11 protein-coding genes and 6 pseudogenes are annotated in these 12,651 nt (G+C 68.1%); 7 read left to right on the top strand and 10 right to left on the bottom strand.

Going from position 1 to position 12,651, the window contains the following annotated elements; genetic code table 11:
* Nucleotides 1-37: 37 nt before the first annotated feature.
* Both AB0O21_RS38000 and AB0O21_RS37995 read right to left on the bottom strand, forming a co-directional pair.
* The gene (locus AB0O21_RS38000) at nt 38-826 is read right to left on the bottom strand and encodes a hypothetical protein (RefSeq protein ID WP_365179749.1); all 789 of its coding nucleotides are present in this window, start codon (nt 824-826) and stop codon (nt 38-40) included.
* 274 nt (nt 827-1,100) lie between these two features.
* A pseudogene (locus tag AB0O21_RS37995) lies at nt 1,101-1,310 on the bottom strand (hypothetical protein); the annotation flags it as partial.
* Nucleotides 1,311-1,602: 292 nt separating this feature from the next.
* Between AB0O21_RS37995 and AB0O21_RS37990 the strand changes: the two are divergent.
* Nucleotides 1,603-1,833 (top strand): hypothetical protein, encoded by a 231-nt coding sequence (locus AB0O21_RS37990; RefSeq protein WP_365179746.1) that lies wholly within the window; start codon nt 1,603-1,605, stop codon nt 1,831-1,833.
* Nucleotides 1,834-2,009: 176 nt separating this feature from the next.
* Complete coding sequence (locus AB0O21_RS37985) at nt 2,010-3,317, top strand: cytochrome P450 (RefSeq protein ID WP_365179744.1); 1,308 nt, start codon at nt 2,010-2,012, stop codon at nt 3,315-3,317.
* Nucleotides 3,318-3,419: 102 nt separating this feature from the next.
* Here the strand turns inward: AB0O21_RS37985 and AB0O21_RS37980 are convergent, their stop codons facing one another.
* On the bottom strand, nt 3,420-4,118 hold the full coding sequence (locus AB0O21_RS37980) for a histone-like nucleoid-structuring protein Lsr2 (protein WP_365179741.1): 699 nt from the start codon (nt 4,116-4,118) through the stop codon (nt 3,420-3,422).
* Nucleotides 4,119-4,248: 130 nt separating this feature from the next.
* Between AB0O21_RS37980 and AB0O21_RS37975 the strand changes: the two are divergent.
* A pseudogene (locus AB0O21_RS37975) lies at nt 4,249-4,504 on the top strand (IS5/IS1182 family transposase); the annotation flags it as partial.
* Here AB0O21_RS37975 and AB0O21_RS37970 read toward each other — a convergent pair.
* The 4 genes and pseudogenes from AB0O21_RS37970 to AB0O21_RS37955 form a co-directional block, all read right to left on the bottom strand.
* A complete protein-coding gene (locus AB0O21_RS37970; protein ID WP_365179738.1) occupies nt 4,476-4,778 on the bottom strand; it encodes an ankyrin repeat domain-containing protein in 303 nt (100 codons plus the stop codon). The pseudogene AB0O21_RS37975 and the gene AB0O21_RS37970 overlap by 29 nt on opposite strands.
* Before the next feature lie 172 nt (nt 4,779-4,950).
* A pseudogene (locus AB0O21_RS37965) lies at nt 4,951-5,492 on the bottom strand (transposase); the annotation flags it as partial.
* Nucleotides 5,493-5,703: 211 nt separating this feature from the next.
* Entirely contained in the window at nt 5,704-6,114 is a 411-nt protein-coding gene (locus AB0O21_RS37960) for a Rid family hydrolase (protein WP_365179735.1), read from the bottom strand.
* A gap of 25 nt (nt 6,115-6,139) precedes the next feature.
* Nucleotides 6,140-7,726 (bottom strand): hypothetical protein, encoded by a 1,587-nt coding sequence (locus tag AB0O21_RS37955; protein ID WP_365179732.1) that lies wholly within the window; start codon nt 7,724-7,726, stop codon nt 6,140-6,142.
* A 555-nt stretch (nt 7,727-8,281) separates the two neighbouring features.
* Here AB0O21_RS37955 and AB0O21_RS37950 point away from each other — a divergent pair.
* On the top strand, nt 8,282-8,887 hold the full coding sequence (locus tag AB0O21_RS37950; RefSeq protein WP_365179730.1) for a hypothetical protein: 606 nt from the start codon (nt 8,282-8,284) through the stop codon (nt 8,885-8,887).
* Between the two features lie 296 nt (nt 8,888-9,183).
* On the top strand, nt 9,184-9,480 hold the full coding sequence (locus tag AB0O21_RS37945; protein WP_365179727.1) for a hypothetical protein: 297 nt from the start codon (nt 9,184-9,186) through the stop codon (nt 9,478-9,480).
* 42 nt (nt 9,481-9,522) lie between these two features.
* On the opposite strand, the pseudogene AB0O21_RS37940 reads toward AB0O21_RS37945, so the two are convergent.
* Nucleotides 9,523-9,665, bottom strand: a pseudogene (locus tag AB0O21_RS37940) (IS630 family transposase); the annotation flags it as partial.
* Nucleotides 9,666-9,840: 175 nt separating this feature from the next.
* Here AB0O21_RS37940 and AB0O21_RS37935 point away from each other — a divergent pair.
* Nucleotides 9,841-10,230, top strand: a complete 390-nt coding sequence (locus tag AB0O21_RS37935; protein ID WP_365179724.1) for a hypothetical protein — start codon at nt 9,841-9,843, stop codon at nt 10,228-10,230.
* Between the two features lie 212 nt (nt 10,231-10,442).
* On the opposite strand, the pseudogene AB0O21_RS37930 reads toward AB0O21_RS37935, so the two are convergent.
* A pseudogene (locus AB0O21_RS37930) lies at nt 10,443-11,406 on the bottom strand (IS630 family transposase).
* Nucleotides 11,407-11,686: 280 nt separating this feature from the next.
* Between AB0O21_RS37930 and AB0O21_RS37925 the strand changes: the two are divergent.
* The gene (locus tag AB0O21_RS37925) at nt 11,687-12,118 is read left to right on the top strand and encodes a VOC family protein (protein WP_365179722.1); all 432 of its coding nucleotides are present in this window, start codon (nt 11,687-11,689) and stop codon (nt 12,116-12,118) included.
* A 71-nt stretch (nt 12,119-12,189) separates the two neighbouring features.
* Here AB0O21_RS37925 and AB0O21_RS37920 read toward each other — a convergent pair.
* Nucleotides 12,190-12,527: pseudogene (locus AB0O21_RS37920) on the bottom strand (transposase family protein); the annotation flags it as partial.
* Nucleotides 12,528-12,651 lie beyond the last annotated feature (124 nt).

The following is a 12,651-nucleotide window of genomic DNA, read 5'->3' as shown; positions in this document are numbered from 1 at the left end:
TGGGAACCCGGCCCGCCCGGTCCCGGATCTCGTACGACTACAGGCCAGCGCGGGCGAGCAGGTCCTCCGCTTGCTCTCGCGTGAGCCTTGGTGGCGCTGACCCGTGCGGAGGGCACGCGTGGGTGTTTCTCTGGAAGGACAGAACCCACTCGGCCCAGGGGTCGTCCGTCGCAAGGGTGGCCACGAGGCGCTCACGCAGAGCCGATGGGGTGTCCGGGCGGGCGGCGATCGTGTTGCGGACGAAGACGTCCAGGTCTGCGGCCAGTACGTCCCGCAGCTCCGCGGACAGGTGCGGATGGGCTGCCACGGCCCTGCGAACGCCGGATTCCGGATCGCGGGCCAGCTCCGGGGAAGGGTCGACATAGCGGACGGCGATGGCGCGGGTCTCCGGATCGGCAAGGAGAACGGGCAACAGGTCCGCCGGCGGTGAGTACGCCGAAGCGGCAGACCTCCGGACGTTCGGATCGGGGTCCGTAAGCAGAGCCCGGCGCACCGGCTCGGGTGCATCCCTCCAGTACTGGATGACGTTCGACCGCACACTCGGCTCGGCGTCGTCGGCCAGGACGGTCAGGAGCTCAGGGGGCAGATGCTCGTTCATCGCGAGGAACGCACGCACGGACGGATCCTGATCAACCGCCAGGCGCGCCAAAAGCCCCGGCGGTTCGTCCGCGACGCTCGCCGCGACCGCGGCCCGGACTGACGGTTCCGGATGCTCCGCCAAGCGGGCCCTGACCATCGCCGGCGGGTGCTGAAGCAATCGCCACACAAGGTCGGCGGGGAGATCCTCTTGGACAGCAAGGGCACTCAGTTCGTCATCCAGGGTCATGACCGCGGGCTAAAACGTCCTTCCCTTTGGCGGCGGTGTTGCTGTACGGGCCACCGGGCACTGCAGGGACGTCGGATTGAAGACAACCGGCTTGCCACCAAGGCCGGGTGGATGGTGAGTCCTGCCCCGGGCGCGGCGCTCGACGCCGCTGCTGGTGACTGCGGCGCCATCGAAGTCGAAGGCCTTCGCTACCGGATTCGCCTCACTCCTCGAGTACGGACGACGCCGGTCGATGACGCGGGCGGCCGGACGTCGAAGCGGCCGGTATTCACGCTCACAGCATGGGCCGACGCCGTATTGGCTTGCTGAGTCGCCGGTGGCAGATGAGCGCTGCAGCTATGCCGACGAAGGCGGGGGAAGCGCTCGGCCTTGCGTTCGTAGAGGCTCTGCAGGCGTCGGCAGCCGGCCAGCCAAGACGCTGTGCGTTCGGCTCGATGCCCTTACGGGCGATCCGATGACAGATGCCGCTCGAGCGGAACCATCGGCACGACCAGGCGGGCGTCCGCGTCAAACGACGACCTGGCCATAACGCGATCATCTCGCCGCGGCCGGCAGTTGCGGGACAGCCCTAACGCAGTCCTTCAGCCGACGTCAAGTAACGACTTTCCGGGACGCGACGAAGAGTCCCGCGACCTGAATAAATGATGAAGCACAGCAAAACCGGTTCCCCGATCAAGCGATATTTCCACGACGGACCGAAAATTTCGGCATCACAAGACAACGGGAACGCGGACCGCAATTCACAAGCTCCCACAAAGAGAGATGCGAGGATCACCATGTCTATTCGAATTCTCCTCAGCAAAACAACCATCGCCGCAGTCTCCGTGGTCGCCGCGGCCCTGGGCACCGCAGCGGCCGTCGCCACGTCCGTGTCCACCCCCATGAGTGCCAGATCCGGCCCCCTGGCCGACGATCCCTCGGGGGCCGCCGCGGAGAAGAGCACCGTGCGCGGCGGGCTCGGCAGCATCGATCTGGCCCTGCAGCCGAGCTACAGGTACCGCCTCTGACTGCGTCTGCCCGGGGAGGCCACCGCCGGTGTACCGCCCCTGGAAGACCGTGCCGACGCTGGGTGGCGGCGAAGGTCCGCCACCTCCGCCACCCGCCCATGATGTGCAGCTACGAGTGACTGGAAGACGAATCCATGACGATACCCATGCCCATGCCTATGCGCATGCCTATGCGCATGACGACGGCCCCGGCAGGCTCCGTACCGCCCGGTCCGAAAGGATTGCGGTGGCGTGGAAACAGGCCCATTTTCGAGCGCGACCGTCTGGGATTCCTGCTCTCTCAACGCCGACACGGCGATCTGGTCCGATTCAGCGACGACCTGTACCTGGCAAATTCACCGGCCCTGGCCGAGGAGATCCTCAAACACACCAACGGCACCTACACCACCACTCAGAACCTGCTGGGTGAGGCCGTCGAGGGCCGGGGTGAATCCGCGGAGATGATGCGGTGGATGCACGCGCGCAGTGTCGCGGGGCGCGGTCTCAACCGTAGCCGCGTACGTGCCACCGAAGAACGCATGGCGGCAACGGTCGCCCGGCACGCCGAGATCTGGCAGGCGGGGTCCGGGCTGATAATGGTCCCTGCCCTGGAGGAACTCACCGCGCAGCTCATCGCCGAGTTCTGCCTGGGACCGGAGACCGGTGAAGTCCCCGTCCTGGTGGCTCGCCTGCAGGATGCGCTCCTTCCTCCCGCCATCGCGCTCCCCTCCCGCTGGACGTCACCGCGCAGCCGAGAGCTGCACCGCACTCATGTCGCCCTGACTGCGGAAGTGTCCCGACTGGTCGACCGCCGCCGGCGTCGCCGGGAGGGCGACAGTCCGGCGGTGGTGGCGGATCTGCTCATCGCCGCACAGGACGAGGGCGCGCTCACCCCCGAGACCACGGTCCACATCCTGGTCTCCAACTTGTTCGCGGCCCACGAGACCACCGCCGCCGCCCTGGGATGGCTCTTCCTCCTCCTCGACCGGCACCAGGACGTGCGCCGGCGCCTCGAAGCCGAGATCGACCGCGAGCTGGGCAGCCGGTTGCCGACACCGGCAGACCTGCCGCGCCTTCCCTCCACCGAAGCGGTGGTGAAGGAGTCACTCCGGTTGTACCCACCACTGTGGTACCTCGAAAGAACGGTCGACCTGCCCACGGAACTCGCCGGCTACCCCCTGCGGCCTGGCCACCGAGTCGCGGTCAGCCCCTTCGTCATCCATCGGGATCCAGACCTCTACGACCGCCCGATGGAATTCCTCCCGAACCGCTGGATCCACCGTTCTCCGACGGCCTCACCGCCCAAATACGCGTACATGCCCTTCGGCGGCGGACCCCGGATATGCCTTGGCGCGCACCTCGCCATGGTCACCATGGCCATCACCACGGCAACCCTCGCCGGGCGCTACCACTTGCGTCAGACCCCCGGCACACGCACAGCGTTCTGCACGCGCACCATCCTTCAGCCACGCGGACTGACCATGGACATCCGGCCGAGGCGCTGAGCGAGGTTGCTCCGGTGCGCATGTTGCCGCTGATCCGGCCCGAGCCTCGCGGGCCCGGTGCGAGGCCGGATGCGGCACCGACGAGTGGTGGAACGCCTCTGCTCACAGGGATGCTTCGTAAGCCTCGCGCACGGTCGCGGGGATGCGTCCACGGTCGTTTACGAGATAGCCGTTCGAGCGCGCCCAAAGACGTATGGGTTCATCCTCCGTACGAGGATCAAGCCTACGGACCCTCCAGTCACCCGAAACCACTCCTTCCAACCGGTCCGCTACATCCTGGAAGAAGGCGAACAGCGAGGGGTAATCACCGTCCTGGGGGAAGGACCCTTCGCACCAAGACCCCACGGTGCCGGTGCGCGTGTTCAGGAAGTACCCGAAGAAGCCGTCGCATTCCGCCGAGATCGGCACCCACTCCCTGCGCCAGAGCGGGGATTCGAGGTCTCCGAGCGGCTCCGTCTCCTCCATCTCCTCCATGGCCATCTTGTGGAGGTATACGCGCTCGATATCGGTGAGCCCGAGCAGGAGTCCGCCGCCGGAGAGGATGCCCTGGCACCCCAGAGCCACCAGGCAGGACCGGACACCAGGTTGCCTGCCTGCGTCGACGTCGTTCACCTCAAGCCACCGCCGCAGCTCTCCCGGCAGGTTCACGCCCATACGCCGTTCGGCATCGCTGATGGCTGTCTGACCTACCGGACCGCCGAGAGTGGCGAAGATCCCAGGAGCATGCTGCTCAAGCCACGCTGTCACCCGACCCCACGCCCGGCTTACGTCACCTGTCTCGGGCATCGGCACTTCACTCACGGACGATCTCCTGCTCTGTCGGATTCAGACATTCTTGGCGGGGGCCGGCGGGATGGCTGCAGGGGCGGTCAGCCGCTTCCAGGGGCATGGGGACAGTTGAGCGGCTGGTGCCGGATCTGCTGTGTGTGAGCGACCGAAACAGCCCGGAAAACCGCACGCCGACAAGGGCTGCGCCTACGCCCATCTGTGCAGATGACCCCCTGCCCGCAACATCACACCCCGTATCGTCCGCCGAGGCATTGAGTCCTCCGATCGCCTGGGCCGGCGCCTCTGGGTCGTCGAACGGACCATGCCGTGGCTGAACGGGCCGGCGCCTGCACCGCCGCTACGAACAGCCCGCCGCGCTCGGCAGTGCGCTCAGCTGCTACCGGCGCCTCGCCTGCTGATGTGGGCGCGCAGCAGGTTCAACGCCAAGTGATGGCCGTAGAGACTCGCCTGTGCCATGGGTGTGCGACCGTTTGGAGCTACGAGCTCAGGGTCAGCGCCAAAGGCCAGCAGCACCGCCGTGGTGTGCACGGTCAGAGGCTCGCCGCTCTGCAGAGCACCATCGCCCTCGGTGTCGATCGCGTGTGTCAGCAACGTCATGTTGCCGAAGACCTCATCCGGATCGACACCTTCAGCCAGCAGCCGTGCCAAGGTCTCGACATCCTCTTGCTCCACCGCCTGATGGGCAGCCGTCCACTAGTCGCTCATCGGGACATTCAACTACCGGCACACCGCATCTACCAGCGGCTATCTACGTCTCTCCGCACCAATCGAGACGCCCTCCAAGCTTGTACCCGTGCGGGGGTGAGTCGGCCCGGTGCGGCTGGCGGTCGTCGCCGCCGCCGTTGGCGCCGGTCTTCGAGGACCACACCCACACCGGTGGCGCCTCGCCGTCCTTCGACAGGTGCTCGACCTCCGCCCGGTCAACATACCCTCGATGACGGGGAGTTCAACTTCGTGATCCAGCCGGGATGCCCGATGGGTCAGCCGCGGGTGGACCCGGTCCCATGCCCGCGTGACCGCCTTGCCGTAGTTCGCCGTGGCCGTGATCGTGGTGACCGCCGGTTCAGGCCAGGTCTCGGGCTTGGTGAAGCGGAACTCCGGCCCGTGCTCGATCCCCGCGGACCCGGCCCACCAGCTCGACGGGGAGGTCTTGCAGGACCCAGGCCACGAGTCGCCCGTCCGGGAACCGGGGCAGCGGCAGGCCGGCCCGCGTGGTTCTCAGTCTGCCGGTGTCGATGCGGCCCTGTTGAGACCGTCATGCATCGCGCCGTGCCCACGACGGTGTTCGGGCAGCAGTGTCAGCTCGACCGCCCAGTGCACGGCGCTGCGGGCACAGAGCACCGCGTCGGCCAACTCGAATAGTTCATCGCCCCGCACAGTCAGACACGCGGGTACAACTCGTCCCTGAAGCATGACGCCTACGCGAACGCACCCCCATATCAGCATCAGCCAGCAGACTCACCCTCACGGCCTTCGTCGTGGTCACGTGCACCTTGGTCGGAGCACATGATCAGACCGAGGCCGCCCCAGCGTCCTGCGAATGCCCAGGTGGGCTACCCAGTTCGAGACTCCGTTCGATGTCTGATGCTGAGGAGACTCAGTCGGGCAGCGACACGGTGAGATCCACCTCGATGAGCTGCCCAGAGAAGCCCAGTTGTGCGACGCCCAAGAGCGTGCTGGCGGTGGTGAACGCCGGACCCAGGGCAGAGTCGGTGAGCCGGCGCCATGCGACTCCCAGGGCGTCCCTGTCGTCGCTTCGCACGTAGACCACCGACCGCACCACATGGTGCGGCAGCGCACTCACCGCTGTCAGAGCAGCAAGCGCGTTCACGACAACCTGGTCGACTTGCATCTCCAAGGAACCGGAACCAACAAGGTCACCGTTCTGATCAAGCGGGCACTGTCCTGCCAGATAGGCGGTGCGGCCGGCCTCCACCACGGTGATGTGGTGATAGCCGGGCGTCTCATGCAACTGCTCAGGGTTGATACGGGTGATTTTCGAAGCCATGACCACGAGTCTGACCAGCATGCTGTCAGCACGCATCGCATTTTCCCCCACCAACGAACACTCTGAGGGTCACCCGATGCTGGACGGGATCGATTACTGGGAGGAGTTGCGCGAGCCGCAGCCGCGCGGGTCGGTGTCCAGCTCGGCGGGGCGGGGCGGGGCGGGGCAGGCGGTCGGGACCGCCCTGGTCCCGCGCCTGGTCCTCCGTCAGGTGGAATGCGGTCGCCCGCTGCCACAGGTCCCGCGCTGGAGCCGCGTCCGCCAGGTCGCGGTGCAGCAGTGCGAGGTTGGCGGGCGCGTGTTCGGCGATCTCGTTGAACGGTGCCAGGCAGGCGAGTACGACCGCCGACATGCCGTACCGGTCCTGCAGCAGCGGATCGGTGTCGGCCCGGAGCAGGCCGGGCGGCGGCGTGAACCCCGGGGTGCCGATCCCGGAGGGCGCCGCGGACAGCGCCGAGGCCGCCTCGAAGTCCACCAGCCGGACCCCGCCCGACGGGGTGACCATGAGGTTGCCCAGGCTGAGGTCGCCGAACCGGTAGCCGGCGGCGTGCAGTTGCCCGAGCGAGGCGTCCAGCTCGGCCAGCAGGCGCCGAATCGCCTCGTAGTACGCGGCGACGGACTCGGCCGTGCGGTCGGCGCGGGCCAGCGGCGTGGACCGGCTCAGCCAGGCCACCAGCGGCTGCCCGGCGATGTATTCGGTGACGAGGAAGTCGTGCTCCCACTCCGTGAAGTGGTCCAGCGGCTCCGGGCCCACGCCGGGAGCGGAGGTGTGCAGCGCGCGCAGCACGCGGTACTCGTGCCGCAGCCGCTGCTGCGCGTCGGTTCCGTCGAAGACCAGGCCGTTGTGGGCGCGGGCCTCCTTGATGAAGACGCTGCGGCCGGTCCGCCGGTCCCGGGCCTGGTAGGCGCCGCCGGCGTTGCTCAGGCGCACCGCGCGGGTCACCTCGTAGTCGCGGATCAGGATCGGGCCCGCGCGCGGCGGCTCCTCCTGCTCGACGAAGGGGTCCGCGATCCCCGCGGGCAAGTGGAAGGCGGGCAGCCGCAGGTCCACGACCTCGCGTCCGGAGCCGTCGCGGACCAGCCCCTCGCGGGTGCCGTCGGCCCGCAGCCGGCTGCGGGCACCGAAGGAGCCGTAGCGGTAGTGGACCGTCCGCGAGTCGCCGAAGCGCCGGTCGGTGAGGACGTACGGCCCTTCCTCCCCGTCGAGCGCGGCGCGCAGGCGTTCCAGCAGTCGGCGGGCGGTGGCCGTGTCCGGCGGGTAGACGGCGCAGAACTTGCCCGACTGGGCCCGGGCGGCGTGCTTGTGATGGAGGAACAGGAAGAAGAGCCGGGCGCTCAGGTGCTTGAACGGCACGCCTTCGGCGAAGCAGATCCCGGCGACCGTGTCGAGCACGTGCTGCGCCCGGTCCAGCCGCGCCGACACGTGGATCTTCCAGCCCTGGTCGGCGAGCCCGGTCCCGGGACTGCCCCAGACCGTCCAGATGCCCTGGTCGGCGCCGCGCAGGCCCTGAGGCACCTCGGTGGGAGCGAAGCGCGGCCCCGGGTCGGCCACGCTGGACAGCGGCAGGTAGTACTCCCGGTCCGCGAGCGCTTCGCCGAAGCCTTCGAGCACGGGATCTCCTCGCGGGGTGGTAGGGGGCGGCCACAACGGTCGTACCCGGCGCTGGGACCGGCAGGTGTGGAAACGGTTCGGCGGGCGGTGTGCGACCAAGCACCCACAGTCTGAGGATCATGCGTCCACCGACCTGTAGCCCGCTCGAGGCCGGGTCGTGGGGTCGTGGCGGGGCCTCGTTCGTCACAGAGGCGTCGGCCGTCGCGCCCGAGGAAGTCGTGGGGCCGGGGCCGTCCGGGGTCGAGCGGCTTCGAGTGGGTGCTGCGGCCGTTCACCATCTGCGCGGGGGCGGCTGGAGCAGGGCGTGTCGGGGCGGGCGAGGACGCCCTTGGACATGACCGCCGGACGGGATGCCCTCGAAAGGCACCTCAGCGGCGGTCCCGGGGGGTGTATCGCGTCGCGGCGCGGCCGGTGACGTCGTCACGCGAAGACGTGTGAACGAGGCGGGTGCCCCGTACCGTCGGGCGATGGGCCGTGGCTTGCTGTAACGGCTGTCGTGCCAGCCGGTTGGAGACCGGTCTTGTCCGTTGATGTCGCCCGAACAGGAGCATGTAGATGCGCCTCTACGCCCAGACTCGAGCACGTCGCTGCCGGCAGGTGCTCGCGGATCTCATCGCCGTCGTCCTGATCGCGGCCGCGGTGAGGTTCGCGCTGGCTGTCCACGAAGGGATCATGCTGCTGGCCGGGCCGGGGCGGAAGATGGAGGACGCGGGCGGCAGTCTTGCCTCCGGCCTCGGCGATGCGGGGGAGGCGGCCTCGAACGTGCCGCTGGTCGGGGGCATCCTGAAGAAGCCGCTGCAGTCCGCGGCCGAGGCCAGCAGCGGGCTCTCCGATGCCGGGCAGTCGATGCAGGACGTGGTGAGCCGCGTGGCCAACCTGACCGCATTCGCCCTGATCGTGACCTCGATTGCGTTCGTGCTGGCACTCTGGCTTCCCCCGCGCGTGCGCTGGATCCGGCGCAGCGCCCGGATCCACGGCCTTCTCGACACTCCCGGGGGCGCTGACCTGCTTGCCCTGCGTGCCCTGACCGGGCCGGTGGAGGACCTGTCCGCGGTTTCCGTTCCTCCGGGGGGTCTCGCCGATGCCTGGCGCCGGGGAGACGAGCAGGTCATCGGCGACCTGTCCCGGGTGGCGCTCAGGCGTGCGGGCCTGAGCCCGTGACGGCCGCCTCTGAGACACCGCCACCCGCACCCACAGGCACGACAGCGAGGATCCGCTTGTAGTCCCGCGGGAGCATGGTCTGCTCCACACCTCGATCGCGGTGCCGAGTCGCCGCCTGTTGTCGGCCGGCAGGCCCAGCTCCAGCAGGCCATGGTCAAGGTCGCCGGGATCGCCGAGCCTGCGGCTTCCACCGGGGCGCGGTACGCCGCAGTGGGCTTCCGAACGCCTAAGAGCTGTCCGGGCGATCACGGGAGGGGCAGTTGCCCGAGGTGCATTGGCGCGCCGACCATCACCGGATGGAAGAAGTTGAGGCTCTGACGCTGGTGCGGGTTGTGCAGACGTGTCCTGCCTACCCGTCCCAGTGGGATGCCTGGACTGCGGAGGGCCAGTACTTGTACCTCCGGTACCGGCACGGTGAAGGCTGCGTCGAGCGGCATGCTGGCCCTGACATCGACACACCGGACTCCTGGAATGACGGCCTCTCGGAGCTCCTGGTCGAATGGAACGACGGTACCGGCAGTGGAACCATCAGCCTTGAAGCCTTCCTCTCGGCCTCTGGCTTGGCGTTGGCTCCGGGCGCATCGGTGAACTGACGTCCTAGTGCTGTGACCGGGAAGGTTTGCCGGGTTGGGTGTTCAGGCCGCTGTGGGTAGTGGTCTGCCGCCCATCGGAGGCCTTTCTCGCTTCGGATGCGGGCACGTTCGCGTCGCTGGGCTGCCAGGACGTCCGGGTGGCGGGTGTGCTTGTTGCGCCAGCGCAGATAGGCGTGCAGGGCCCGGGCTGATCGCCCCGCGGCCCGGCTCGCACAGGCAAGGTGCAAGACTGGGCATCTGTTCGATGGAGGCGAGAGGCCTTCGGGTGTGGCGTTTGGGGGGACTGTGCGCAAGGTTGGATTGGTAGCCGCAGCTGCCGGTGTTGTACTGCTTGTGACGGGGTGCGCCGGTGAGGGCGGTGTGAAGGTGGAAGCGGCCACGGTCGCAAAGGAGATCGACGCGGCCGCGACCGCGGCCGGGTTTACCAAGGACCCGTCGATCGACACGGTGGGGCCCAAGGTCAAGGAGTGCAAGGTCGACTGGGTGGTGGACGACCCCGGTAAGTCCGCTGATCCGAAGAAGTCGTTCGCGGACACGATCGCTGGCCTGGTTGAGGCCGGCTGGACCGAGGGCAAGAGTGACCGGAAGGGCGACCTGGACGTGAGAATCGTGACCAAGGGTGACTGGGAGGTGCGGGGGGCAGCCGACCTGGGCGAGGGAATCAAGGCCGTGGTGTTCGCCGGCACCAATGCGTCCTCGGAGTGCGTCCCGCTCCTCATCGCCGACCTGGGGAACAGCAAGAAGTACTGACGGTCCGGGCCACCAGCCGCGTCTCACGCCCTTCCGCTGGGCGCGGGACGGGTCGGCTCCTCGGCGAACTTCCCGTACGCCTCAGATTCCACCGGTACGAGCCGGACCGTGGCCAGCCCCGGAACAGGCCCGGAGCCGTTTCACCGAACCCCAGCAGCGAAGTGGATCACTGTGCAGGTGCTGTGACCGGGAAGGTCTGCCGGGTTGGGTGATCAGGCCGCTGTCGGTAGCGGTCTGCCGGCCCAACGGAGGCCTTTCTCGCTTCGGATGCGGGCACGTTCGCGTCGCTGGGCTGCCAGGACGTCCGGGTGGCGGGTGTGCTTGTTGCGCCAGCGCAGATAGGCGTGCAGGGTCCTGGTCTGGACGGTGTGGTTGGGATGGTTCGAGTTGGCCAGGGTGAACTGCCGCAGCAGTTCGAAGTGGGCTTCGATGGGGTTGGCCCAGGACGCGTAGGTCGGTGCGAAACAGAGCTCGACCTTGTTCCGGGCCGCCCACCTGCGGATCTTCCAGTTCAGGTGGGCGGAGAGGTTGTCGATGATCACGTAGATCGGTCCGCCGTCCGGGCGGGCCGACCGGATGGACCGCAGGGCGGCCCAGGTGTGGTCGATGCCCTTGCGCCTGTGGTTGACGCCCCAAAGCTTGTCGTCGCCGACGGAGTAGCAGCCATCGAAGTAGGTGATCCCGTGGGTGCGCCGGTAGGTTGCCGGCAGCCGGTCCGCACCTTGCCCTGTTCGGCCCAGCAGGATCCCGCGGTCGGACGGATCCCCAAGGGCCCGAACTCGTCGAAGGCGAACGTGCGGTCCGGACGCTCGTTGACCGCGTACTCGATCCTGGCGAGCTTGGCGTCGAACGCCGGGTCCGGGGACTCCTTCCACGTCTTCGTGCGCTGGAAGGAGATGCGAGTTTGCGGACCGACCAGCGGGTGAAGGGCTTGCCCAGCGCGGTCGGGCGGGTGGTGGCCGTCTGGACGACGAAACCCTCGTCGTCACTATCCAGCAGGCGGGGACGGCCTCCCGCCCACCGAGGGTCCAGGCATGCGAGCCCGATCTCGTTGAAGCGATGGATCACATCGCGGACAGTGTCCTCGTCCGCCTGGACCAGCCGGGCGATCACCGGCTCGTCACATCCGAGCAGCACAACGAGCCGGCAAACCTTCCCGGTCACAGCACTAGGCACGTATCGAGTGGCGCCAGCTCGAACGTGTTTGATCGAGCACCGCGCGCAGCGAGCACGGTATGCCGACTTCGGCTCCGAGCCACACCCCCACGCGTAGCGGGGCGGCAGAGCGACCGCCGGTACTCAGCGGTGTCACCCCTGTGGTCGTCTACCACCCGTATGGACAAACTCAGCCTGCTTGCCCGTCAGACCGCGTTTGAGATCTGGCGAGCACCGTGTTGCCGGGGGTGTGGATCCACCCGCCCAGGGAGATGAGCAGGGCCCCTGATATCGTGCGCCGATGTCAACGATCAAGCAGTTCCAAGTGACCTTCGACTGCGCGGAACCTGCGCGCCTCGCCGCCTTCTGGTGTGAGGTGCTGGGGTACGTCGTACCGGCAGTCCCGGAGGGCTTTGGCACGTGGGAGGAGTACCACCACTCGCTGCCGCCTGAGGACGAGGTCTACTTCGCGTGCGCTGATCCCTCGGGTGTGGGCCCGCGCGTGCTCTTCCAGCGAGTTCCCGAAGGCAAGGTCGTCAAGAACCGGGTGCATCTTGATGTGCGGGTCGGCACAGGGCTCGTGGGTGACGAGCGCCTGGCCACACTCGAGGCCGAATGCGCACGGCTGATGGCGCTCGGCGCGAAACACGTGCTGACGCAGCGCGCCGATGGCGTCGACGAGTCGTGCATCACGATGCAGGACATCGAGGGCAACGAATTCTGCCTCGGCTGAATCTCCTCCGAGACCGCGAGGGGGGAGCCGTCTCCCGGGGACCTCTCACATCCCATATGCGGCGGGAGCCATCCCGTAAGAACGAGGTTGTGCAGTCGGGCGATGCCGAGCATCGCGTGTCGGGGACCCCGTCGCCCTTGAGACGGCAGTCGCGGAGGATCTTCCAGGTCTTCATGCGAGCGAAGACGTGCTCGACGCGGGCCCGGACCTGTTTGTGCGAGCGATCGTGCTCGCGCTTCCAGCCCTGCAACTCTTCGCCCGGGGTGCGGCGGTGGGGCATGAGGAGGCCGGTGCCTGGATTGCCGCCGTCGGCCATCGCGAGGGTCCAGCCCACGGCGGCCTTCGCGCCAGACTCCTCCCATGCCCGGCAGTCGTTGCGATTGCCGGGCAAAGGCTCACCGACCACAACGACCTGGTGGTTGGTGGAGTAGCGGTAGCTCTAATAGGTCATCGGTGACCCCAAGCACGTGAGTGCAAGGGCCACCAGGCGAGGTCGAGACCTGCCGCCCTTCGGGGACTCGATCCCTCTGGTC

This window comes from Streptomyces sp. NPDC091371 (genome assembly GCF_040684275.1).
Lineage (GTDB): Bacteria > Actinomycetota > Actinomycetes > Streptomycetales > Streptomycetaceae > Streptomyces.
This window is presented reverse-complemented; position numbering and strand designations above follow the sequence as displayed.